The 20648-nt window shown below is 64.2% G+C and carries 21 protein-coding genes; 15 read left to right on the top strand and 6 right to left on the bottom strand.

Annotated elements, in window-relative coordinates; genetic code table 11:
* Positions 1-37: 37 nt before the first annotated feature.
* The 3 genes from AC0L2D_RS06570 to AC0L2D_RS06560 are packed head-to-tail and all read right to left on the bottom strand — an operon-like array spanning position 38 to position 4796.
* Positions 38-1369, bottom strand: a complete 1332-nt coding sequence (locus AC0L2D_RS06570) for an ActS/PrrB/RegB family redox-sensitive histidine kinase (RefSeq protein WP_013528073.1) — start codon at positions 1367-1369, stop codon at positions 38-40.
* 26 nt (positions 1370-1395) lie between these two features.
* Positions 1396-3858 (bottom strand): ATP-dependent helicase HrpB, encoded by a 2463-nt coding sequence (gene hrpB / locus AC0L2D_RS06565; protein ID WP_473540638.1) that lies wholly within the window; start codon positions 3856-3858, stop codon positions 1396-1398.
* A 47-nt stretch (positions 3859-3905) separates the two neighbouring features.
* Positions 3906-4796: a DMT family transporter gene (locus tag AC0L2D_RS06560; RefSeq protein WP_013528075.1), complete on the bottom strand. Its 891-nt coding sequence runs from the start codon at positions 4794-4796 to the stop codon at positions 3906-3908.
* 28 nt (positions 4797-4824) lie between these two features.
* On the opposite strand from AC0L2D_RS06560, the gene AC0L2D_RS06555 reads away from it, so the two are divergent.
* The 15 genes from AC0L2D_RS06555 (at position 4825) to AC0L2D_RS06485 (ending at position 18643) form a co-directional block, all read left to right on the top strand.
* Positions 4825-5514 (top strand): PIG-L deacetylase family protein, encoded by a 690-nt coding sequence (locus AC0L2D_RS06555; protein WP_063169898.1) that lies wholly within the window; start codon positions 4825-4827, stop codon positions 5512-5514.
* Positions 5515-5790: 276 nt separating this feature from the next.
* A complete protein-coding gene (locus AC0L2D_RS06550) occupies positions 5791-7122 on the top strand; it encodes an ABC transporter substrate-binding protein (protein ID WP_027164284.1) in 1332 nt (443 codons plus the stop codon).
* A gap of 109 nt (positions 7123-7231) precedes the next feature.
* The gene (locus AC0L2D_RS06545; protein WP_013528078.1) at positions 7232-8179 is read left to right on the top strand and encodes a carbohydrate ABC transporter permease; all 948 of its coding nucleotides are present in this window, start codon (positions 7232-7234) and stop codon (positions 8177-8179) included.
* Entirely contained in the window at positions 8176-9126 is a 951-nt protein-coding gene (locus tag AC0L2D_RS06540; RefSeq protein ID WP_013528079.1) for a carbohydrate ABC transporter permease, read from the top strand. Before AC0L2D_RS06545 ends, AC0L2D_RS06540 begins: the two co-directional genes overlap by 4 nt.
* A complete protein-coding gene (locus AC0L2D_RS06535; RefSeq protein ID WP_013528080.1) occupies positions 9123-9329 on the top strand; it encodes a hypothetical protein in 207 nt (68 codons plus the stop codon). The genes AC0L2D_RS06540 and AC0L2D_RS06535 overlap by 4 nt, the downstream gene beginning before the upstream one ends.
* Before the next feature lie 2 nt (positions 9330-9331).
* Positions 9332-10444: an ABC transporter ATP-binding protein gene (locus AC0L2D_RS06530; RefSeq protein WP_013528081.1), complete on the top strand. Its 1113-nt coding sequence runs from the start codon at positions 9332-9334 to the stop codon at positions 10442-10444.
* Entirely contained in the window at positions 10437-11450 is a 1014-nt protein-coding gene (locus tag AC0L2D_RS06525) for an ABC transporter ATP-binding protein (protein WP_064992965.1), read from the top strand. The genes AC0L2D_RS06530 and AC0L2D_RS06525 overlap by 8 nt, the downstream gene beginning before the upstream one ends.
* Positions 11451-11504: 54 nt before the next feature.
* Entirely contained in the window at positions 11505-13148 is a 1644-nt protein-coding gene (locus AC0L2D_RS06520; protein ID WP_064992964.1) for a dihydroxyacetone kinase subunit DhaK, read from the top strand.
* A 72-nt stretch (positions 13149-13220) separates the two neighbouring features.
* Positions 13221-13823, top strand: a complete 603-nt coding sequence (dhaL, locus tag AC0L2D_RS06515) for a dihydroxyacetone kinase subunit DhaL (RefSeq protein ID WP_064993041.1) — start codon at positions 13221-13223, stop codon at positions 13821-13823.
* The gene (dhaM, locus tag AC0L2D_RS06510) at positions 13820-14209 is read left to right on the top strand and encodes a dihydroxyacetone kinase phosphoryl donor subunit DhaM (protein WP_013528085.1); all 390 of its coding nucleotides are present in this window, start codon (positions 13820-13822) and stop codon (positions 14207-14209) included. The genes dhaL and dhaM overlap by 4 nt, the downstream gene beginning before the upstream one ends.
* Positions 14210-14231: 22 nt before the next feature.
* The gene (locus tag AC0L2D_RS06505) at positions 14232-14534 is read left to right on the top strand and encodes an HPr family phosphocarrier protein (RefSeq protein ID WP_013528086.1); all 303 of its coding nucleotides are present in this window, start codon (positions 14232-14234) and stop codon (positions 14532-14534) included.
* A complete protein-coding gene (ptsP, locus tag AC0L2D_RS06500) occupies positions 14518-16104 on the top strand; it encodes a phosphoenolpyruvate--protein phosphotransferase (RefSeq protein ID WP_473540637.1) in 1587 nt (528 codons plus the stop codon). The genes AC0L2D_RS06505 and ptsP overlap by 17 nt, the downstream gene beginning before the upstream one ends.
* 11 nt (positions 16105-16115) lie before the next feature.
* Positions 16116-16538 (top strand): hypothetical protein, encoded by a 423-nt coding sequence (locus AC0L2D_RS06495; protein ID WP_013528088.1) that lies wholly within the window; start codon positions 16116-16118, stop codon positions 16536-16538.
* A gap of 37 nt (positions 16539-16575) precedes the next feature.
* Entirely contained in the window at positions 16576-17562 is a 987-nt protein-coding gene (gene dhaK, locus AC0L2D_RS06490; protein WP_024501818.1) for a dihydroxyacetone kinase subunit DhaK, read from the top strand.
* Between the two features lie 64 nt (positions 17563-17626).
* On the top strand, positions 17627-18643 hold the full coding sequence (locus AC0L2D_RS06485; protein ID WP_024501819.1) for a nucleotidyltransferase family protein: 1017 nt from the start codon (positions 17627-17629) through the stop codon (positions 18641-18643).
* A gap of 7 nt (positions 18644-18650) precedes the next feature.
* On the opposite strand, the gene AC0L2D_RS06480 is transcribed toward AC0L2D_RS06485, so the two are convergent.
* The 3 genes from AC0L2D_RS06480 to AC0L2D_RS06470 are packed head-to-tail and all read right to left on the bottom strand — an operon-like array spanning position 18651 to position 20346.
* Entirely contained in the window at positions 18651-19628 is a 978-nt protein-coding gene (locus tag AC0L2D_RS06480) for a phosphoenolpyruvate carboxykinase (ATP) (protein WP_064992961.1), read from the bottom strand.
* Positions 19625-20059: a lasso peptide biosynthesis B2 protein gene (locus tag AC0L2D_RS06475; protein WP_064992960.1), complete on the bottom strand. Its 435-nt coding sequence runs from the start codon at positions 20057-20059 to the stop codon at positions 19625-19627. Before AC0L2D_RS06475 ends, AC0L2D_RS06480 begins: the two co-directional genes overlap by 4 nt.
* Entirely contained in the window at positions 20059-20346 is a 288-nt protein-coding gene (locus AC0L2D_RS06470; protein WP_064992959.1) for a PqqD family protein, read from the bottom strand. The genes AC0L2D_RS06475 and AC0L2D_RS06470 overlap by 1 nt, the downstream gene beginning before the upstream one ends.
* Positions 20347-20648: the final 302 nt, after the last annotated feature.

Raw genomic sequence — 20648 nt, 5'->3', positions numbered from 1 at the left:
GCCTCCTTGTCCAATTTTTAGAGGCCCATCAAGGCTCTCAGGCAGTGTCGAACATGCTGGCCGAAGTGATTTCCGGATTGAGGAACACACCACGCGGCCACGATATCTGGACCATGGCGCCCTCCCCCAGGCCACTCGAATTGCGGAAATCGAGCACGGCACCAGAGCGTTCGAGCAAGGTCTTGGCGATGAACAGGCCGAGGCCCAGACCACCGCCGGTTTCATTGCCCTGGCGCGTCGACATATAGGGCTCGCCGATGCGGTCGATGATCTCGGCCGGAAAACCGGGGCCGTCATCGACGATCGAGAAGGTGACGGTGGCCTCGTCCCAGCTCCAGCGCACGGTGACGCTTTTGCGAGCGAAATCGACCGCGTTCTCGACCAGATTGCCGAGGCCGTAGATGACGCCCGGATTGCGCTGCCCGACCGGCTCGGGGCCGATGCGTTCGCCGGGCCGAAGCTTGATCGAGATGCCGAAGTCCCGGTGCGGCGCGGTGACCTCCTCGACCAGCGATGTCAATGGCAGCCGCGAAAGATGCGCCTCACCCTCCGAGGACAGGCTGGTCAGCCGCTTGAGAATCTCGCGGCAACGCTCGCTCTGCGAACGCAACAGCGTCACATCTTCCCCGTATTTCGGATCCTTGCCGAGCGCCTTTTCCATCTCCTTGGCGACAAGCGCGATGGTGGCGAGCGGCGTGCCGAGCTCGTGCGCGGCCGCGGCGGCCAGCCCGTCGAGCGCCGAAAGGTGCTGCTCGCGCTGCAGCACCAGCTCTGTTGCGGCGAGCGCATTGGCCAGCAGCCGGGCTTCGGCGGCCACCCGGAAGGCGTATATGGCGGTGAAGGCGATCGAGGACAGCACCGCCATCCACATGCCGGCGACATAGAGAAAAGGCATCGCCAGCGGCGCATCCTCATGCCAGGGCAGCGGCAGATGGACAAAGACCAGAAAGGTCGCCGCCGACATGACCAGCCCGCCGAGGATGGCGGTCAGGCGCAGGGGCAGCGATGTCGCCGAAATGACGACAGGCACGGTCATCAGCAGCGAGAACGGATTGGTGAGGCCGCCGGTCATGTAGAGCAGGCCGGCAAGCTGCAGGCTGTCGAAGATGAGGATGCCGAAGGCCGCAAGCGGCGTGAGCCGGTGCGCCGCCGGAAAGCGAAAGGCGAGAAACAGGTTCATCCAGGCCGAACAGGCGATCAGGGCAAAGCAGAGGCTGACCGGCAGCGGAAACTTCAGCCCATAGGCGACGACGAGCACCGCCAGGCTCTGACCGACAATGGCAAGCCATCGCAACCGGATTAGCGTGTTGAGGCGCAGTCTCTGGCTCTGCTGGAAATCGGGCGAACGCAAAACGTTGATCATGGCCATGAATTACAGCCGCGAAGCTCCAAAGGCTAGGTCCCGCGCGGCTTGGCCCTGGCGGTGGCGGCGGCGAGCAGCGGGTTCTCCGGCCAGACATGCTTGGGATAGCGGCCGCGCATGTCGGCGCGTACGTCGGCCCAGGAGCCGCGCCAGAAGCCGGGCAGGTCGCGCGTCGTCTGGATCGGCCGGTGCGCCGGCGACAGGAGTTCGAGCGTCAGCGGCACAGTGCCATTGGCGATGGCGGGATGCCGGTCGAGGCCGAACAGTTCCTGCACGCGAACCGCCAGCACCGGCCATTCGCTGTCATAGCGGATAGGCACATGGCTGCCGGACGGAGCGTCGAAATGGGTCGGCGCCAGCGTATCGATCCTGCGCTGCAGATCATGCGGCACGAGGCTGGCCAGTCCGGCCGAGACAACACCTGCATCGATGGCGGCAAACGATGCCGCGCCGGCGAGGTAAGGCAGCAGCCAGTCGTCGAGGCGCTCGACGAGGGCGTCATCCGCCATATCGGGCCATGGCGCGCCCAGGCCGCGATGCAGCCAGCCAAGCCGCTGGCGCAGCGTTTGCGCCTCCTTGCTCCAGGTCAGCAGCGACAGCCCGTGCTGGCGCACGGCATCGAGGACGGCGCGGTCGGCGTCGGCCCCCGTTGGCGGCGGCAGCATGCGCTCGGCGAGCGTGATGGCGCCAAGGCGCACGGTTTCACGTACACGCACGGCGCGCTTGTCCCGATCGAAGCTCGTTTCACGGCGCGCCTCGATCCTGTCCGCCAACGCGACACGGACATCGTCCTCGCCGATCGCCGCTGCCGCCGTGATGCGCGCATTCTGTGCCTTGCCCTGCAGGTCGGCGACGACCAGAAACGGCTCGCCCGCCAGCGGATCGGCGGCGTCGAGCATAGCGCCGGAGCCGTTGGCCAGCACGAAACGGCCACGCTCGCCACGCGCCTTCGCCACCCGATCCGGCCAGGCGTGGACGAGCAGGGGACCGCCCGCCGCAGCTTCGCTGCCCTTCGCCCCGCCAGCCTGCCTTGCCAGCCTTTCGGCGAGTTGCTTGGCGGCGGTAGCGCGCGGAGATCTTTCCCCGCGAAAACGCATCAGCCGCCGCTCCAGATCGGCGCCGTCGCCACCGAGGCCGCGTTCGGTGAGGAGCACGGCGAACATTGCCGCCTCGAAGGCATGGCCGCTCCGGGATGCCTCGGCAACCATATGCGCCAACCGCACCGGCAGAGCGAGCTTGCGCATCGCTGCACCCGCCTCCGTCAGGCGCCCCGTGTGGTCGATGGCATCCAGCGCGCGCAGTAGCCCCCTTGCCTCATTGAGGGCCGGAACAGGCGGCGGATCGAGAAAAGCAAGCGCTGACGGATCGGCAACGCCGAAGGCAGCACAATCGAGCAGCAGTCCGGACAGATCGGCCTCAAGGATTTCCGGCGGCGTGAAAGCAGGAAGTGCAGCCGTTTGCTCGGCCCGCCACAGCCGGATGGCGACGCCTGGCTGCGTGCGCCCGGCACGGCCGGCGCGCTGGTCGGCGGAAGCCTTGCTGACACGCACGGTCTCCAGTCGGGTCAAGCCACTGGCCGGCTCATAGCGCGGCAGCCGCGACAGGCCGGAATCGATGACGACGCGCACGCCGTCGATGGTGATCGAGGTTTCGGCTATCGAGGTGGCCAGCACCACCTTGCGGCGGCCCGCCGGCGGCGGCTTGATCGCCGCGTCCTGCGCCTTGCCGTCCAGCATGCCGTAGAGCGGGACGATGTCGGTATCGGTGCCGACCTTGCCGGCCAGCCGTTCGGCGGTGCGCTCGATCTCGCGCTGGCCGGGCAGGAAGGCAAGGACGCTGCCGCTCTCGTCGGCAAGGGCGGCGCGGATCGCCTTGGCCATCGCGTCCTCGATGGCGATGCCGGCCGGCCGTTCGTCATAACGGATATCGACGGGAAAGGCGCGACCCTCGCTTTCGACGACCGGCGCGCCCGACATGAGTTTGGCGACGCGCGCGCCGTCGAGCGTCGCCGACATCACAGTCAAGCGCAGATCCGGCCTGAGCGCCCCCTGCACGTCGAGCGCCAGAGCGAGACCGAAATCGCCGTCGAGCGAACGCTCGTGGAATTCGTCGAAAATGACAGCCGAAACACCGGGCAGTTCGGGATCGTCGAGGATCATGCGCGCCAGCACGCCTTCGGTGACGACCACGATCCTGGTCTTTGCCGAAATGCGGTTTTCCATGCGCATGGCGTAGCCGACGGTGGCGCCGGGTTCCTCACCAAGCAACTCAGCCATCCGGCGAGCGGCGGCGCGAGCGGCGAGGCGGCGCGGTTCAAGCAGGATGATCTTGCCGGCGCCGAGCCAAGGCGCGTCAAGCAGCGCCAGCGGCACCAGCGTGGTCTTGCCAGCGCCGGGCGGCGCCACCAGCACGGCGCTGTTGCCATCGCCAAGCGCTTCCCTCAGCGCCGGCAGCACGACGGACACAGGAAGCTCCGGCAGGGGTTTTGTGGTCATGGCGCCCGCATATCAGCGGTTACGGCCACGGCGCAACCAGAGTCGGTTCAAAGCCGGGTACGCGAAAACGGGTTCCAGCGCACGGTCCCCAGCCGCGCTTCCTCACGCACCATGGTCAACAGGCCGGCGCCGCCAACGACCGCCAGGCCAACCAGCGACAGCCCGTCCGGATATTCCTGGAAAAACAACGCGCCGAGGATCACCGCCCAGGCGATCTGCGAATAATGCGTCGGCGCGACCCGGTTGGCAGGCGCGTATTTCATGGCCAGCAGTTGAAGGAATTGTCCACCTGCTGTGAAGGCACCGGCCGCCACCAACCACAGCAACTGCTTGCCGTCGGGAACGGTGAACGAGGTGGCGGCGGCACCGATGCCGTTGAACAGCAGGCCGTAGCCGACCAGCACGCCGAGCATGGTGGTGCGCTTTTCCTGCTGCGCCAGCGAGCGCATCAGGATGACGCTGGTGGCGGCGAGGAAGGCAACACCGAAGGCGGCAAGGTGGCCGAGATTGAGCTCGCGAAAGCCCGGCCGCACCACCAGCATGACACCGGCGAAACCGGCGACCACCGCCAGCCAGCGCCAGGGGCCGACCTTCTCCTTGAGGATCACCGTGGAGAGAATGGTGACGCAGAGCGGCGCCAGGAATATCAACGCATAGGACTCGGCCAGCGGAATGGTGGTGAAGGCGTAGACACTGAGCACGCCGGAAGCGATGCCCGCCCAGGCACGCGCCTGCACCGCCCATGGCCTTCTGGTGCGCCAGAAATCGCGCCAGCGTTCGCCCGCGGGCCGCGTGAAGAACAGGAAGAAGCCCGCGAACAAGGTTATGAAAAAGCCGATCTCGAAGATCGTGAGCTGACCGCCCAGGCTTTTGACAACGGCATCGCTACCCGAATAGCTTGCGTAGGCGATCAGGGCGAGCAGGATTCCGTTCGTCACGTTGTTCCAATTCCGGGGAGAGAGTGGCTTGAAAATCCTGGCGCTCGGTGCGCATCCGGACGACATCGAGATCTTCATGTTCGGTACGATGGCCGCCTATGCTGCGCAAGGCGCAGAACTCACTTTTGCCATGGCCACGGATGGTGCCAGGGGCGGCACAAGTGATCCCGCTGTTCTCGCTCGTGTCCGTCGCGACGAAGCAACGGCCGCGGCCGCGCTGGTAGGCGCAGTGCCACGCTTCCTCGACTTCCCGGACGGCGAGCTGGTGGCCGATGCAGCGCTGATTGGAGCTCTGAAAGCACTGATCGGTCAAATCGGCCCGGATCTGGTGATCACGCATGCGCCCAACGATTATCATGCAGACCATCGCGCGCTGTCGGACGGCGTTCGTATCGCGGCGTCTTTCGCCGTCCCAGTGCTGCATGCCGACACGATGGGCGGCACCGGTTTTTCGCCGACGCACTATGTCGACATTTCGGCCCATGCCGACGTCAAGGCCGAGGCGATCCGCATGCATCAATCGCAGGATCCCGACCGCTTCGTCGACATTGCGCGGACACAGAACGCCTTTCGCGCCGGCCAGTGCAACGGCGCGCAAGGCTCATCGGCCGAAGCCTTCCGTTTCGAACCGTCGTTCCCGTTCGCCGATATCCGCGCGCTGCTGCCGCCGGCGCCGGCGATCCGCAAGGTGATGGTGAGCACCAGAAGGGTCGATTGAAGCCGAGGTTGCCCCACGTCCCGGTCAGAATCGGCCTGAACAGCTTCGGTAAGCCGGCCAGCGACCCGCGCTTTTCCCAACGTTTTCAGCCATCGCCATAAGCATGCTGCGGCGCAGCAACGAATTCGCTTGCCTTGTTTAGTAAAAATTGCATCACTAAACAAATTACTAAACATCTGCAGTGTAACCGCGCAGCCATGTTTGGGCCCCTGAGGAGAGGGGTTGAGGGCTTTTTGAAACCGTCATCCGGGCGCGTTTCGCAAATGGGAGGAAGTCATGAAATCGAGCTTGAAACTGGCGTTGGGACTGACCTCGGCAATCACAGCGTCGACAGCCGTCGCGAACGTCGCGCACGCTGAAGACCTGACCCTGTGCTGGGCCGCCTGGGACCCGGCCAACGCGCTTGTCGAACTGTCCAAGGATTTTACCAAGGAAACCGGTATCGGCATGAAATTCGAGTTCGTGCCGTGGACCAACTATGCCGACCGTTTTCTCAACGAACTGAACTCGCACGGCAAATTGTGCGACCTGATCATCGGCGACAGCCAGTGGATCGGAGGCGCTGCCGAGAACGGCCATTACGTCAAGCTGAACGACTTCTTCGATAAGGAGAAGATCAGCATGGACGATTTCGTGCCGGCAACCGTCGTCGGCTATTCGGAATGGCCGAAGAACACGCCGAACTACTGGGCGCTGCCGGCCATGGGCGACGTCGTCGGCTGGACCTACCGCAAGGACTGGTTCTCCAAGCCGGAGCTGCAGAAGGAATTCAAGGAAAAGTACGGTTGGGACCTCGGCCCGCCAACCACTTTCGACCAGTTGAAGCAGGTCGCCGAGTTCTTCCAGAAGCGCGAGATCGACGGCAAGACCGTCTATGGCGCCTCGATCTACACCGAGCGCGGCTCCGAAGGCATTACCATGGGCGCCATGGACGTGCTCTACAGCTATGGCTTCCAATACGAAAACCCCAAGAAGCCCTACGAGATGGAAGGCTTCGTCAACTCCGACAAGTCGGTGAAGGGGCTGGAATTCTACAAGGCGCTCTATGATTGCTGCACGCCGCCCGGTGCCTCGAACAGCTACATGGGCGAAGGCGTCGATGCCTTCAAATCCGGCCAGGTGGCGATGCACATGAACTTCGCCTTCACATGGCCGGGCCTGCAGAAGGACGAGAATGTAGGCGGCGACAAGATCGGTTACTTCGTCAACCCGAAGGGTCCGGACGGCGAGCAGTTCGCCCAGCTCGGCGGCCAGGGTATCTCCGTGGTGTCCTATTCCGACAAGCAGGAGGCGGCGCTGAAATACATCAAGTGGTTCGCCAACAAGGACGTGCAGGCCAAATGGTGGTCGCTCGGCGGCTATTCCTGCCTCAACGCGGTGGTCAAGGATCCGAAGTTCCCGGCCAGCCAGCCCTACGCGCAGACCTTCCTCGACTCGATGGCCATCGTGAAGGACTTCTGGGCCGAGCCGAGCTACGCCCCGCTGCTGCAGGCCTCGCAGAAGCGCTTCCACGACTATGTCGTCGCCGGCCAGGGTTCGGCCAAGGATGCGCTCGACGGCCTGGTCAAGGACTGGACCCAGGTCTTCCAGGACGATGGCAAGATGTAACCAGCTCCTCCCGAGCTAAGCCAAGCATCCCGTGCCGCCCCTTGGCACGGGATGCAGTTCAGATAAATTCCATGACAGAGACGACCAAGTGACCGAAGCAGGACTCACCATGCTCAATCGGACCGCGGAGAACGTTGCCCGGGCGACCCCGGAACCGTTGGCCCGCAAAGTCCGGGGCATCAGCGACAAGGGCCTCGCCTGGCTGTTCATCTCGCCGACGATCCTGTTGCTGCTGGCCATCAACATCTTCCCGCTGTTCTGGGCGATCTATCTGTCGTTCACCAACTACCGGGCCAACCGCCCGAACGAGGTGGTGAAAAATCTCGGCCTTGCCAACTACCAGCGCATCCTCGGCGACAAGGATATCTGGATCGCCATGCAGACGACCGCGCATTTCGTGTTCTGGACGATCCTTTTGCAGACGCTGATCGGCTTCACGCTGGCCTGGCTGATCGACAGGAAGTTCCGCGGCCACGCTTTCTGGACGACGCTGATCCTGGTGCCGATGATGCTGTCGCCGGCGGTGGTCGGCAATTTCTGGCGCTTCCTCTACGAGCCGCAGATCGGCCTGTTCGCCTATGCGATCTCCTTTGTCACGAGGATCCCGCCGACCGATATCCAGATGCTCTCCAACGTGTCGCTGGCGCCCTGGTCGATCATCATCGTCGATACCTGGATGTGGACGCCCTACGTGATGCTTATCTGCCTCGCGGGCCTCCGCTCCATCCCCGAATACATCTACGAGGCGGCCGAGGTCGACCGCGCCTCGAACTGGCGGCAGTTCTGGTCGATCACGCTGCCGATGGCGCTGCCCTTCATCATGCTGGCTGTGCTGTTTCGCGGCATCGAGAACTTCAAGATGTTCGACATGGTCAATCTGTTGACCGGCGGCGGGCCGGGCTCGACGACCGAGGTCGCCTCGATAACGCTGAAGCGGCAGGCTTTCGAAAGCTGGCGCACCGGTTATTCCTCGGCCTTCGCCATCATCCTTTTCGTGGCGGTGTTCGGCCTGGCCAACATCTACGTCAAGGCGCTCAACAAGGTGAAGCAGAGATGAGCCTGACCACAGCCCATTCGGTCGTCGCACCGAGCAGCAACTCGAAACGGATCGCCGGCACGATCATCGTGCTTTACGCACTGATCTCGATCGTGCCGCTGCTGTGGATCTTCGCCACCAGCTTCAAGACGCCGCCGGATTCAATCGCGTATCCGCCCAAGATCCTGTTCCAGCCCAGCCTCGAGGGCTACTGCAATTTGTTCACGACGCGGACCCGGCAGACGCCGGAATACATCAACTCGCTGGGCCCGGCGACGGGCTTCTGCGACGAGACCACGCGCAAGCGCAACATGGTGATCGCCGGTCCGTCCAATTTCCTGCCGCGCTTCGTCAATTCGCTGATCATCGCCTTCGGTTCGACCTTCTGCGCCGTGTTCCTAGGCACGCTGTCGGCCTACGGCTTCTCGCGCTTCAAGGTGCCGCTCGCCGACGACCTCCTGTTCTTCATCCTGTCGACCCGCTTCATGCCGCCGATCGCCGTCGCCATTCCGATCTACCTGATGTACCGCGAGCTTGGCCTGTCGGACACCGCGCTCGGCATGATCCTGCTCTACACGGCGGTCAATGTGTCGCTGGCTGTCTGGCTGCTGAAGGGCTTCATCGACGAGATCCCGCGCGAATATGAAGAAGCGGCAATGATCGACGGCTACACGCGGCTGCAGGCCTTCTGGCGCACCGTGCTGCCGCAGGCGACGACCGGCATAGCGGCGACCGCCATCTTCTGCCTGATCTTCGCCTGGAACGAGTATGCGTTCGCAGCGCTCCTGACCTCCGGCACGGCGCAGACCGCGCCGCCCTTCATCCCGACCATCATCGGCGAAGGCGGCCAGGACTGGCCGGCGGTCGCGGCCGGCACGACGATCTTCCTGGTGCCGATCCTGGTTTTCACCATCCTGCTTCGCAAGCAATTGCTGCGCGGCATCACCTTCGGCGCGGTGCGCAAATGAGCTTGACCAAGCCTGGAAACCGCAAATCGCGCTGGCCGGCCTGGGCACGGCGCGGGCTGATGGAAAACATCGCGACAGCGCTGATCGCCATCGGCTTCCTGATGCTGTTCCAGCCCTTCGCGCTGTCGCTCTACACCTACTCCTTCATCACCATGCTCGCTGGCACCGTGATGTTCATCATCGTCTCCAAGTTCCCGGAATAATCATGGCCGAAATCCGTGTCCAGCACCTGAGAAAGGCTTTCGGCGATTTCGTCGCCGTGCAGGATTCCAACTTCGTCGTCGAGGATGGCGAGTTCTTCGTCATGCTCGGCCCGTCCGGCTGCGGCAAGACGACGACCTTGCGCATGATCGCGGGGCTTGAGCTGCCGACCGGCGGCCAGATCCTGCTCGGCGGCGACGACGTCACCATGCTGCGGGCCCGCGAGCGCGACATCGCCTTCGTCTTCCAGCTGTTCGCGCTCTACCCGCACATGAATGTGCGCAAGAACATCGGCTTCCCGCTGCTGGCGCAAGGCATGCCTTCGGCCGAAATCCGCACGCGGGTCGAGGAAACGGCGAAGCTGCTGCGCATCGACCATCTGCTCAACAAATCCGTCTCCGGACTTGCCGGCGGCGACCGCCAGCGCGTCGCGCTCGGCCGCGCCATCGTGCGGCGGCCAAAATGCTTCCTGATGGATGAGCCGCTGGGAACCCTTGACACCGAATTCCGCGATTTGATGGTCCACGAGCTGCGCGAACTGCACAACCGCATCCATGCCACGACGGTCTATGTCACGCACGACCAGATGGAAGCGATGTCGATGGCCGACAAGATCGCGGTGATGAACCATGGCGTCATCGAGCAGTTCGGAAGCCCGCGCGAAATCTATGACCGCCCGGCGACCATGTTCGTCGCCGACTTCATCGGCTCGCCACCGATGAACTTTTTGGGATTTGGCGGCGGGCTCGCCAAGGGCGCCAGGGAGATCATCGTGCAAGGCGCGAAGGTCGCGGTGCCGGAGGTGCGCGAGGACATCGCACCTGGCGACATGGCGCTCGGCATCCGCCCTGAACACATCCGCTTCGACGACGCCTCAAAATTGCGCGGCGCCATCTACGGCACCGAATATCTCGGCACCACGCAGATCGTCGCGGTGGAGACGGCGGATGGCATCATCAAGGCACGCGTACCGGCCGAAATCAGGCTCGCCACCGGCGACCATGTCGGCCTGACGCTGAGCAGCGCGCGGCTGTCGCTGTTCGAGAAGGGATCGGGCCGCGCGGTGAGAACCGCGATCCACGATGTCGCCTCGGAACGGAGGGCCCAGCATGGCTGAGGTGCACATCAAGAACGTGACCAAGAGTTTCGGCGACCATGTCGCCGTCGACGGCCTCGACCTGCACATAGCAGATGGTGAATTCGTCGTGCTGCTCGGGCCAACCGGGGCCGGCAAGACGACGACGCTGCGGCTCATCGCCGGGTTGGAACGGCCGGACAGCGGCACGATCGAGATCGGCGGACACAATGCCACGACGCTGTCGCCGGCCGAGCGCGACACCGCCTTCGTCTTCCAGCAATATTCGCTCTATCCGCATCTGTCGGTGTTCGACAATCTCGCCTTTCCGCTGCGCTCGCCGGCGCGGAAAATGCCGGAAGACCAGATCCGCCGCCGGGTCGAGGAGGTGGCGAAGATGGTGCGCATCCATCACAAGCTCGCCAACCGCTCGACCAAGCTTTCGGGCGGCGAAATGCAGCGCGTCGCCATCGGCCGCGCGCTGGTGCGCAAGCCTTCGATCTATCTGATGGACGAGCCGCTGTCATCGCTCGACGCCAAGCTGCGGGCGGATCTGCGGCTCGAGCTGAAGCGCATCCAGACCGAGCTCGGCGCCACCATGCTCTACGTCACCCACGACCAGATCGAGGCGATGACGATGGCAGACCGCATCGGCATCCTCACCGAGGGCGTGCTGGTGCAGATCGGCTCGCCGCGCACCATCTATTCAGAGCCGGCAAACCTGCATGTCGCGGCGAGGCTCGGCCAGCCGGCGATCAATCTTCTGCCGACCGGGCTGCTGCCTGACGGCGGCGCACCGGCCGGCACCAAGACGATCGGCGCGCGCACCGAGCATCTGACGATCGCGAAGGCCGCGAATGGCCATGCTGATGGCGTTGTCGACTGGGTCGAGCATCTCGGTGACCAGAACCATTTGCATGTGACGGTAGGCACCAGGAAACTGGTGACGCTGACCGATCCCGACACGGATCTGGCGCAGGGCGACAAAGTGGTGATCCGCTACCGGGCGCCGCTGTATTTCGGCGCCGATGGACAGCGATTGATGTGAGCGGTTTTCGGTGATTCAGCACCGGTTTTGACTTTGCCAGTACAGGACGAATCGATGAAGCACTTTTTCAATCGCAGGGAAACGATCGTCACCGAGGCGCTGGACGGCCTGCTACGAACCATTGGCTCCGGCGAACTCGCGCGCCTCGACGGCTATCCCGAGATCAAGGTCGTCCTGCGCGCCGACTGGCACAAGACGAAAGTCAGTATCGTCTCCGGCGGCGGGGCCGGGCACGAGCCTTCACATGCCGGCTTCGTCGGCAGGGGCATGCTGACGGCGGCGGTTTCGGGCGAGATCTTTGCCTCGCCAAGCGTCGAAGCGGTGCTGGCGGCCATTCGCGCGGTCACCGGCCCGGCCGGCTGCCTGCTGATCGTCAAGAACTACACCGGCGACCGTCTCAATTTCGGCCTGGCGGCAGAGAAGGCGCGCGCCGAAGGGTTTCGTGTCGAGATGGTCATTGTCGCCGACGATATCGCTTTGCCTGACATCACCCAGCCGCGCGGCGTTGCTGGCACCTTGTTCGTGCACAAGATATCAGGCCACCTGTCGGAAGCCGGCCACGATCTGGCTGAAATCGCGGCAGCGGCACGGGCGGCGGCCAAGGACATCGTTTCGCTCGGCATGTCGCTGTCGTCCTGCTCGATCCCGGGCCAGCCGAACGAAGACAGATTTGGCGAGAACGATGGCGAACTCGGCCTTGGCATTCACGGCGAGCCGGGCGTCGAGCGGATTTCGGTGCAGAGCGCCGACAGGCTGGTGGCGATCATGGCGGAGCGCCTTGCGAAGCGGCTTGATCCCAAGGCCACCTACGCCTTGCTGATCAACAATCTCGGCTCCGTGCCGCCGCTCGAAATGTCCGTTATCGCCAATGCGGTGCTTGCCTCGCCGTTGGCCAAAACCATCAAGCTGACGATCGGCCCGGGCCCGCTGATGACGGCGCTCAACATGAACGGCTTCTCGCTGTCGCTGATCCGGCTGGATGCGGCGCGCGAAACCGCCTTGCAGGCGCCGGTCGGCCCGCATGCCTGGATACCGGCAAAGCCGGTTGTTTCACCTGCCGTCGTGCCGATGGCGAAAGCGGCCGGACAAAGCGTGGCACGCAAGCCCAGCCAGGATGCGCGGACTCGGCCTCTTCTCGTTACCATCTGCGAAAGGCTGATCGCGCTCGAAGCGACTTTGAACGGACTGGACGCCAAAACAGGCGACGGCGACACCGGTTCGACGGTGGCGACCGGCGCGCGCAGTGTTCTCGAGCGGCTCGACACGCTACCGCTTGCCGAGCCTGCAGCCACCCTTGGCGCGATAGGCGACATTCTGAGCGCGTCGATGGGCGGCTCCAGCGGCGTGCTGCTGTCGATCTTCTTCACGGCGGCGGCGCAGGCTCTGGGCGGCGGCGCGAGCCTGGCCCAGGCGCTGCTTGCCGGCCTTGAACGGATGACCTTTTATGGCGGCGCCAGAATTGGCGATAGAACCATGGTCGATGCGCTTGAGCCGGCGCTCAAAGCGCTCGACGCGAACGGCCTTGAGGAGGCGGCAACAGCAGCCCGCCATGGTGCCGAGGCCACGGCGGCCATGGACAAGGCAAAAGCCGGGCGGTCGGCCTATGTCGGCAACAAGCTGCGAGGTGTGGTCGACCCCGGCGCTCACGCGGTGGCCGAAGTCTTCGCGGCGGCCGCGGCATTGCAAGAAGCGGCCTGACGTATGCTCCAGTTGTCGAATGACCGTTCTTTCGATACTGCCGGCAAGATGGAAACCGGGAATGCGGGTGACATGGCGGCGTTGAACCTTGCCCGGCTGATCGCGGCCGCCGCGGATACGATCGCCGCGAACGCCGAGGAATTGACGGCGCTCGACCAGGCGATCGGCGACGGCGACCACGGGCTGAACATGAAGCGCGGCTTCGAGGCCGTGCGCGCCGAAGCCGAAGCATTTTCGGCCAAACCGCTGCCCGATGCCCTGAAGGCGATCGGCACCAAGCTGGTGATGACGGTCGGCGGCGCCTCCGGCCCGCTGTTCGGCACCCTGTTCCTGGCACTCGGCAAGGAGATTTCGGCGAAACCCGATCGCGCCAATCTGACGGCGGCGTTCGGCAAGGCGATCGAAGCTGTGGCAGCACGCGGCAAATCGCAGATCGGACAAAAAACCATGCTCGACGTGCTGCAGCCGGTGCATGACGCGCTGCTGCAGGGAAAGACAGCTCTTGAAATCGCCGATATCGCCGACGCCGCGGCCGACGCGACCCTGCCTATGAAAGCCTTGCGTGGCCGCGCCTCGTTCCTGGGCGACCGATCGATCGGTCATATGGACGCCGGCGCGCGCTCAACCGCGCTGCTGGTGCGCACAGTGGCGCACAGCCTCGGGGAAAGCGCATGAGCAATGTCGGCATCGTCATCGTCTCGCATTCGCCGCTGGTTGCCGAGGGCACGGCCGACATGGTGCGGCAGATGGTGGGCGACGAAGTGCCGCTTGCATGGTGCGGCGGAAACGGCCATGGCGGGCTCGGCACCAATGTCGAGGCGATCATGGGCGCCATCGACAAGGCCTGGTCGGAAGCCGGTGTCGCCATTCTGGTCGATCTCGGCGGCGCCGAGACCAACTCGGAAATGGCGGTGGAGATGATCGGCGAGCCACGCTCGCACAAGATCATCGTCTGCAACGCGCCGATCGTCGAAGGCGCGGTGATGGCAGCGACCGAGGCCTCCGGCGGCGCCTCGCTGCGGGAAGTGGTGGCGACGGCACATGAATTGTCGCCGTCGTGAACGAACGGGAATTTTGAAAGACATGTCCGCATCCGCCGAAGCGACCGTTGTGATCACCCACGAGGTGGGTCTGCACGCGCGTCCTTCGGTGAAGTTCACCAAGCTGGCCAAGAGTTTTGCCGCCGAGGTGGAGATCGCGCTCGCCGCCAACGGGCCATGGTTCGACGCCAAGAGCATCGTCAAGGTGATGGCGGCCAAGGCGCCGAAGGGCACCGTGCTGCACATCAGGGCCAGCGGTGACGGCGCCAATGATGCCGTCGACGCGTTGGTCGAACTGGTGCGGCGCGATTTCGACGAAGGCGCGGACCATGTCCGAACCGCTTAGACTGCAAGGCATTTCGGCCTCGGCCGGCTATGCCGAGGGGCCACTGTTCGACCTCGACCAGACTGTCGTATCCTATGTCGGCAAAAAAACAGCCGACGACGAGAAGGCCGCGCTCGAAGCCGCAATCGCCGTCGCGACAAGCCGTCTCACCGCATTGAGCGAGATGGCCGAGGGCGATGCCGCCGACATTCTCGAGTTTCAGATCGCCATGCTGCAAGACGATGCGCTGAGCAGCCCGGCCTTTGCCGCGATCCGCACCGGCCTGCCAGCCGACAAAGCCTGGCGGCAAGCACTTGATACCGAGATTGCCGGCTACGACGCTTCAGACCAGGATTATTTCCGCGCACGGGCCGCCGACATACGCGATATCAGGGACCAGGTGCTGCGGGCGCTGTCCGAGGATGGCGACGTCCAGGCGCCAACCGGCGCCATCCTCTACGGCTGGGATATCGCGCCGACGCGTTTTCTCGAAACCGACTGGAGCCGCGGCGGCGGCATCGCACTGAAGGCGGGCAGCACCGCCAGCCACGTCGCCATGCTGGCGCGTTCGCGCGGCGTGCCGATGGTTGTCGGGTTGGGCACTTCGCTGGCTCGTCTAACCGGCACAGCGCTGCTCGACGCCGAACATGGCGGCATTGTGCTGTCACCCTCCAAGACTGAAATCGCTGCTTTTCGCCAATCGTCCTCATCATTCCGGGCGCGGAGCGACCGGGCCGGGACGTTCCTGGCGCGACCGGCGGTGACCAAGGCCGGCACGGCGGTGCGCGTGCAGGTCAACATCGCCGACCCGTCCGATGTCGACCTCATCGACATTACGACCTGCGACGGAGTCGGGTTGATGCGCACCGAATTCCTGTTCGGCAAGACGCTGCCGGATGAGGAGACGCAGTATCGCGCCTATCGCAAGGTGCTGGCGTGGGCCGGTGAAAAACCGGTGACGATCCGCACCGTTGACGCCGGCGGCGACAAGCCGGTGCCCGGCTTTACGGTCGAGGAGAGCAATCCGTTTCTCGGCCTGCGCGGGATCAGGCTGTCGCTGGCAAGACCCGAGGTGTTTCGTGTACAGATCCGGGCGCTGCTGCGCGCCGCTGTCCATGGCAGCCTGAAAGTGATGTTCCCTATGATCGCCATTGTGGAGGAATACCGACAGGCAGCGGCGATGTTCGCCGAAGAGCAGACTGCACTTGCCGCACGCGGCGTCGCACACAACATGCCGCCGCTCGGCATCATGGTCGAAGTGCCTTCGGTGGCGATCGTACCGGAAGCCTTTACCGATGCCGCCTTCTTCTCGATCGGCTCCAATGATCTCACCCAGTATGTCATGGCGGCCGCCCGCGACAACGCTGCCGTGGCGCATCTCAATTCGGTCCGTCATCCGGCCGTGCTGCGGCTGATCGCTGCCGTGACCGCGTTTGGCCAGCGGGAAGAGATCCCGGTCAGCCTGTGCGGCGATGCAGCCGGCGATCCAGCCTCGATCCCGTCACTGATCGAGGCCGGCCTGCGCGATCTTTCCGTCGCGCCGGCGCAACTCGCCATGGCCAAGGCGGCCATCGCGGACGTTTCTGTCTAGGCGCGGCCGGCATGGTCGACAGGACACCCGAACCCGGTTCCGAAGAGGCGATCCGCGCCTACAAGACGATCCTGTCGCAGGTTATCGACCAGCGCCCGTCCGGTATGCGCCAGCGCCTGGCCGATGCGCTCGGCAAGCACCGCAGCTTCGTCACGCAGATTTCCAGTCCTGCCTATTCGATCCCGATTCCGTCAAAACATTTGCCGGCTATATTTTCCGTCTGCCATTTCAGCCCGGCCGAGCGCGACCAGTTTCTCGCCGCCTATCACCAGGCGCATCCAGGCAAGATGTCGATCGCATCAGGCATGCGCAAGACGCGGCATGTCTCGCTGATCGTGCCGGATTTCGGCGACGACAAGCAGAACGCCGCGCTCGATAAGGCGGTGAACGATTTTATCCAAAAGATCACCAGCATCACCGGCAAGAGTGGCTGATCACTTGCTATCTGGCCTATTTCGGGAGGAGACGGCCGTGAAGAAGTTTATCAATTCGGTGGACACGGTGCTGACCGAAAGCCTCGACGGCTTCGTCGCCGCCCATGCCGACATCCTCGTGCTCGGCGACGAGCACAAATTCATCCGCCGAAAGACCTTGCGGCCGGGCAAGGTGGCGCTGATCTCCGGCGGCGGTTCCGGTCACGAGCCGCTGCATAGCGGCTTTGTCGGTCACGGCATGCTGGACGCCGCCTGCCCCGGCCAGGTATTCACCTCGCCGACACCGGACCAGATGCTGGCGGCGGCAGAGGCCGTCGACACCGGCGCCGGCTGCCTGTTCATCGTCAAGAACTATGAGGGCGACGTCATGAATTTCGAGATGGCGGCCGAAATGTCGGAAGGCGTCCAGCAGATCGTGACCAATGACGATGTCGCGGTCGAGAATTCTTCTTATACGACGGGCCGGCGTGGCGTCGCCGGCACGCTGGTGGTGGAAAAGATCGTCGGCGCGGCGGCCGAACATGGCCTGGCTCTGGCGTCGCTGAAGGCGCTTGGCGACCGCGTCAACGCTGCTACCCGCTCGATGGGCGTGGCGCTGACCAGTTGCACCGTGCCGGCAGCGGGCAAGCCGACTTTCGATATCGGCGACGGCGAGATGGAGTTCGGCGTCGGCATCCATGGCGAGCCCGGCCGCCGGCGCGATGCGCTGAAAAGCGCCGATGCGATCGCGCAGGAGATTTGCGCCGCGATCCTCGGCGATCTCGGCGACAAAGCGAAAGGCCCGGCGCTGCTGTTCGTCAACGGCTTCGGCGGCACGCCGCTGATGGAACTCTATCTGATGTACAACAGCGCACGGCTAATCTTCGAGAAGCATGGCGTGACGGTGACCCGTTCGCTGGTCGGCTCCTACGTCACCTCGCTCGATATGGCCGGCTGCTCGATCACGCTGACCATGCTCGACGACGAGACGACCGCATTCTGGGACGCGCCGGTACACACTGCGGCGCTGCGCTGGGGCATGTAAAAGCTGGCTTACATTAGGCTTTTCTGCAACCATTCCTGACTTGCTCGCAATGCTAGCTGGGTTGATGCTGCCACCGCTTACTTCCGCCGAAGAAAGACTCTTGCTGCGCTTCGCTGACCCCGAGGCGGCGGCAGGCGGCGAAGATTTGTCGGCAAAGACGCTGACGGCGCTGCTCGACAATGCCGAGTTTCACGGCGTGCTGCCGATTATGTTGCGCAAGCTCAGCGGGGACGCGCGGCTGCCAGCGGATGCCGACCTGCACGGCAAGCTGGAGGATCTGCGCCAGAAGGCAACGATCGCCACCGGCCAGTCGATGCTGTTGAAGTATCATGGCGACCGCATCATGAAGGGACTGGCGGCGGACAATATTCCGGCGCGGATCGTCAAGGGACCCGTCTTCGCGCGAAAGCTCTACCGCAACGTCGCCGACAGGCCCTTCACCGACATCGACATCCTGGTCGAACCCGCCAATCTGGCCAGGGCAAACCAGGTGATCGCGGCATGCGGCTTCGAGCTTGGCAGCAACGAGGCCGAATCCTACGAATTGCAGGAATTCAAATGGCTGGAAAAAGAGAATTCCAGCCTGCTGGTCGAACTGCATGGCGACCTCGTGCATGACACCGGCATGCGGCGGCGCCTGTCGCTGGGTTTCCCTGAATTGCGCGCCATCGACGGCGAAGCCACGGACACGCCGGCGGCTCTTCTAACGATCGCCATCGTGCACGCCGCCGGCGGCCACAAATTCCACCGCCTGCAGCTTTGCGTGGACGTGCTGCAAGGCGTGCGGGCGCTGCAATCACCCGAAGCGGAAGCACGCCTGTTCGACGCTGCCCGCATGACCGGCATCGAACTGGAGTTGGCAATCGTGCTCAATGTGACCGGCCAGCTGTTCGACGAGAGCCGCGCGCTCGAACTCGCCGGCCGCATCAAGCCCGACCTCTCCATACGGCTGGCCAGGCGGCTGATCACAACGAATACGCTGCTTGGCGTCAATTCCAGGGACAGACTGGGCTCGCGCCTGCGCCGCGACGCCTTCCGGTGGATTCAGAGATTGGCCAAGGCCAGGCCGCAAGTAGCCTGACTTGACGTCAATCCAGGGTAGCGCGGATCAGCGCCGCCGCGTCAGCGGGGCGCCCGCCTACTTCGAGCTGGAAGGTCGGCACCGCATTGACCAGCCCGGCGATGGTCGCCAGCCTGCGCTTCTGCATCGGCAGCAGCCCGGTCATGCCGGTGCGGACATTGTCTACTGCCAGCGCCACCATCGCGTCGGTCCTGGCCATGGCGACGAGCCGGGTCTGGCCGTCGGCGGAACGCGCCAGATGCAGAAGCGCCGCCACCGGCCGGGCGGATGCGTTTTCCACCCGGATGATACCCTCTAACCGTTCTAACGAGACCGGCTGTTCGCCGTTGCGATCCCACGTCTGGCCAAGGCATGGCGCCACCTGCGGGATCATTTCGGCAGTCTTCCGGTGGATCTTGACGGCGCGCGGCAAGCCCCAGGCCACGACCTTGCCCGAAGCGACATTCAGGATCATGGCGTCGTCGGAGCAGAGGCCAAAGCCCTGTGTTGCCAGCGCCAACGACGTCGTGGTCTTGCCGGTGCCGCTCGGCGCATGGATCAGCACCACCGCATCGCGGTCAGGCAAGGTCAGCCCGGCCGTATGCAGCATATGCTGGCCACCGGCGTCGAGCGCGGCATCCAGAACCAACATCGACGGCGTCCAGGCGGCTTTCGTACCGGTACGAATCCGGAGTTCGGCCCAACTTTCCCCACCATTGATCGCAACGGTTTGGCGCCCGGGAAAGACCAGATGGACAATGCCGCCATCCTCGATCATCCGGCAGGGACCATCCTCCGGCACCTCGCCATCGAAGACCAGGGATCCATTGGGTGTCTCGTCCAGCGTGTCTGTCTCGGTGATCTCAAGACGAAAGTCCGGCGCGACGGGTTCCTCTATGCGCAGGCTGCCCAGCATCCGGTCGAAATCCTGCCACAGCTCGGAGCGCTCGGCCGATATGCCAAGGATCAGGCCGTTGAGGCCATAGCAGGCTGAAGGTCTGGTCAAGCGGGACGCGCCTTTACGGCATCGGCATGATGACGATAGATCTCGACCATGCCGGGAAGCTTGTCGCTGACCACCGGCTTGCCGTCGAGGCAGACCCAGCAATGCGCCGATAGACGCTGCGCTTGCATGGACTGCGGATCGACGCCGAAGCGCAGGTCCGGATCGAAGCCGGCTAGTCGCAGGAAACGATGACCGAGCAGACCTTCCCTCAAGCACCTGCGGTCACGCATCAGCCAGGGATGGCGGACCGTGCGGTTGACGCTCGCGACGATGTAGGCGGACGCCAGACCGCGATAGGGCGTCGACGAGGCGAGCGGCGCCCATTTGAGCACCTCCTCGAAGCTCCGGTTGGTGACAAGGACCGGCATCAGCCGCGCGCTCGCCCAGAGATGGCAGCGAAAAAGAGCGCGCAGGAGCGGGCCGTCAGCCATCAAGCACCTGACGCGGCGAGGATACCTTCCGAGATCAGATCCGTGGCCAGTGCCGCCATGTCCTGATCGAGCGTCCCCTTGTCGACCTCGAACTCCTCGCAAAGCAGGTCGACGATCTGGTCGAGGTTGCGCGCGCCGTCCACCTTGTCGAGAAAGGCTTCGGTCGTGCCGTTGCATGTATAGAGCTGGCCGCTGCGCGCCAAAAGCACGACTGCGCCATCGCCCACATGCTGCACCGAGGCATCCTCGGCCAGCCGCAGAACGGTTCCAGAGACTATTTCCACCACGCCCCCTCCAAGCCATGCTCATCCCGGAAATCAGATAGCGCGGAGGTGGAGCGCTGTCTATCAGCCGATCACGGGAGCCCGGTGCGCGGACCAACGGCCTTGCTGACAGATTCTCCGCGCCAGTCGCGTTAGAACCTGCTCGGTTGCGTCTTCCCGGCCGCATTCGGCCCAGAAATAGTCATCGGTGAAACGTGACAAACAGCGGGCTGCCGGCAGCGGACGTTGCATTTCTTCCCCTAAGTAAGGTAAAACCTGCCTGGGTATTGGGGAGATAGCGTATGCGTTACAATTGGGAGCGAGCT

Source organism: Mesorhizobium sp. WSM4833 (genome assembly GCF_055811095.1).
Note: the sequence above shows the minus strand (reverse complement) of the source record. Positions and strands in the feature narration are given on the sequence as shown.